3 protein-coding genes are annotated in these 3,030 nt (G+C 71.4%); all 3 read right to left on the minus strand.

Annotated elements, in window-relative coordinates:
* Positions 1 to 69: 69 nt before the first annotated feature.
* The 3 genes from pstB to pstC are packed head-to-tail and all read right to left on the minus strand — an operon-like array spanning position 70 to position 2,870.
* Positions 70 to 849 (minus strand): phosphate ABC transporter ATP-binding protein PstB, encoded by a 780-nt coding sequence (pstB, locus tag ACFWH7_RS18445; RefSeq protein WP_087469843.1) that lies wholly within the window; start codon positions 847 to 849, stop codon positions 70 to 72.
* A gap of 15 nt (positions 850 to 864) precedes the next feature.
* Positions 865 to 1,848 (minus strand): phosphate ABC transporter permease PstA, encoded by a 984-nt coding sequence (pstA, locus tag ACFWH7_RS18450; protein WP_378218692.1) that lies wholly within the window; start codon positions 1,846 to 1,848, stop codon positions 865 to 867.
* Positions 1,848 to 2,870, minus strand: coding sequence for a phosphate ABC transporter permease subunit PstC (gene pstC, locus ACFWH7_RS18455; RefSeq protein WP_378218694.1), 1,023 nt, complete (start codon positions 2,868 to 2,870; stop codon positions 1,848 to 1,850). Before pstC ends, pstA begins: the two co-directional genes overlap by 1 nt.
* Positions 2,871 to 3,030 lie beyond the last annotated feature (160 nt).

Here is a 3,030-nt window from a genome sequence, read left to right on the forward strand (position 1 = left end):
CCCCTCCCCCGCGTGGGGAGGGGCGCCGTCGTCGGTTCGCCCGGCCCGCCAGGGCCGCCGGAGCTCAGGTCACCCGAAGCGGCCGGAGATGTAGTCCTCCGTGGCCTGCTGGGTGGGCGAGGAGAACATCGTCGCGGTGTCGTCCATCTCGATGAGGCGCCCCGGCTTGCCGGTGCCCGCGATGTTGAAGAACGCGGTCCGGTCGCTCACGCGCGCCGCCTGCTGCATGTTGTGCGTGACGATGACGATCGTGTACTCGTCCTTCAGCTCCGCGATGAGGTCCTCGATCGCGAGCGTCGAGATCGGGTCGAGCGCCGAGCAGGGCTCGTCCATGAGGAGAACCTGCGGCTTGACCGCGATGGCGCGCGCGATGCACAGGCGCTGCTGCTGCCCGCCGGACAGGCCCGAGCCCGGGCGGTCGAGGCGGTCCTTCACCTCGTTCCACAGGTTCGCGCCGCGCAGCGAGGTCTCGACGAGCTCCTCCGCCGCGGACTTCGAGATCCGCTTGTTGTTGAGCTTCACCCCGGCGAGGACGTTCTCCTTGATGGACATCGTCGGGAAGGGGTTCGGCCGCTGGAAGACCATGCCGACCTGACGACGGACGGCGACCGGGTCGACGTCGTCCCCGTAGAGGTCGACGCCCTCCATCGCGACCGTCCCCTCGACGCGCGCGCCGGGGATGACCTCGTGCATGCGGTTGAGGGTCCGCAGGAACGTCGACTTGCCGCAGCCGGACGGGCCGATGAAGGCCGTCACGGACTTGGGGTCGATCGTCATGCCGACGTCCTGCACGGCGAGGAAGTCGCCGTAGTAGATGTTGAGGTCCTTGACGTCGATGCGCTGTGCCATCGGAGCTGTCCTGTTCTAGCGGAGGGTCTTGGGGGCGAACCAGCGGGTGACGAGTCGCCCGACGAGGTTGAGCAGCATGACGATGAGGATCAGCGTCAGGGCGGCCGCCCAGGCCCGGTCGTAGTTGATGTCGGGGATGCACACGACGTCGGTGACGTTGCTGCAGGGCACCAGGCCCTGGCTGTACTGCCGGTACACGTACACGGGCAGCGTCATCATGCGGCCCTCGAAGAGGTTGCCGTTGATGGAGTCGACGACGCCGACGGTGATGAGGAGCGGCGCGGTCTCGCCGATGACGCGTGCCACGGCGAGCATGACGCCCGTCGTGATGCCCGCGATCGACGTGCGCAGCACGACCCGCACGACGGTGAGCCACTTGGGCACGCCGAGCGCGTAGGCCGCCTCGCGCAGCTCGTTGGGCACGAGGCGGAGCATCTCCTCGCACGAGCGGACGACGACGGGGATCATGAGGACGGACAGCGCGACCGAGCCGACGATGCCCATGCGCACCCCCGGCCCGAAGATCACCGCGAAGAGCGCGTACGCGAAGAGGCCGGCGACGATCGACGGGATGCCCGTCATGACGTCGACGAAGAACGTCACCGCGCGCGCCAGGGGCCCGCGGCCGTACTCGACGAGGTAGATCGCGGCGAGCAGGCCGATCGGGACCGAGATCACCGCGGCACCCAGCGTGATGAGCAGCGTGCCGAGGATCGCGTGGTAGATGCCGCCCGCGTCCATGCCGCCGAACACTCCGCGCATCGAGTGCGTGAGGAAGTAGACGTTGAACCGCTCCATGCCGTGCACGACGACGGTCCACGCGACCGACACGAGCGGCACCATCGCGAGGGCGAACGCGCTCCACATGAGGACCGTCATCGTGCGGTCCTTGCGGCGGCGGCCGGCGTCCGCGCCGCGCAGGAGCGCGCGGACGGAGGCGGTGCGCTCCGGGTCCGGGGCGGAGGCCCCGCGCGCGGGGCTGGTGCTGAGGGCGCTCATCAGTTGGCTCCCGAGAAGTCCTTGCGCCGCGCGACGATCGCGCGGGCGCCCATGTTGACGAGCAGGGTGATGAGGAACAGCGCGAGGCCGGTCGCGATGAGCGCGCTCACCCCGAGCGGGTTGGCCTCGGGGAAGTCGGCGGCGATGTTCGCGGCGATCGTCTGCTGCTGCCCGGCCTGCAGGATCTTGAACGAGTAGAGGAGCCCGGGCGAGAGGATCATCAGCACGGCCATCGTCTCGCCGAGCGCGCGACCGAGGCCGAGCATCGCGGCCGAGATGACGCCCGAGCGCCCGAACGGGATCACCGCCGTGCGGATCATCTCCCAGCGCGTCGCGCCGAGCGCGAGCGCGGCCTCCTCGTGAAGCTTCGGCGTCTGGAGGAACACCTCGCGGCTCACGGCGGTGATGATCGGCAGGATCATCACGGCGAGCACGAGCGCGACGGTGAGCAGGACGCGGCCGGTCGGCGAGGCGGGCCCGGCGAAGAGCGGGAACCAGCCGAACGTGTCGGCGAGCCACGACCACACCGGGACGACGATCGGGGGGAGCACGAGCGAGCCCCACAGGCCGTAGACGACACTGGGGATCGCCGCGAGCAGGTCGACGACGTACCCGAGGGTCGACGCGAGCCGGCGCGGCGCGTAGTGCGAGATGAAGAGCGCGATGCCCATCGCGACCGGCGTCGCGAGGAGCAGCGAGAGTGCGGCCGCGAGGAGCGTGCCGAAGATCAGCGGCCCGACGAACGAGACGAGGGACGCCCCTTCGGGGAACCACGACACCTCCTCGGACAGGACGTCCCCTCCCGCGGTGAGCGCGGGCCACGCACGGATCACGAGGAAGATCGCGACCGCGGCGAGGACGGCGAGGATGAGCCCCCCGGCGCCCGTCGCCGTCCAGCGGAACGCGCGGTTCACGCCGCGGTCGGTGTTCCGCGCACGACGGCGCGGGGCGCCTGGGCGCGGCGCGCCGGACGGGCCGCCCGGCGCGGGGCCCGGCGTCGTGGGTGGGGCTGTGGTGGTCACTCGTGCTCCCGGTGCATACGGTCCTGCTGCGTGAGGTCTGGTTCGCGGACGATCTCGCGGATCAGGGGCGGGGGGGGGGGGGGCGCCCGCCCCCCCCCCCCCCCCGGCCGCGGGGGGGGGGGGCGCGCCCGGCCCCGGCGCCGGGTGGTGTGGCGGCGTG

Origin of the sequence: Cellulosimicrobium cellulans (genome assembly GCF_042723955.1) — a bacterium.
Taxonomy (GTDB): domain Bacteria; phylum Actinomycetota; class Actinomycetes; order Actinomycetales; family Cellulomonadaceae; genus Cellulosimicrobium; species Cellulosimicrobium cellulans_H.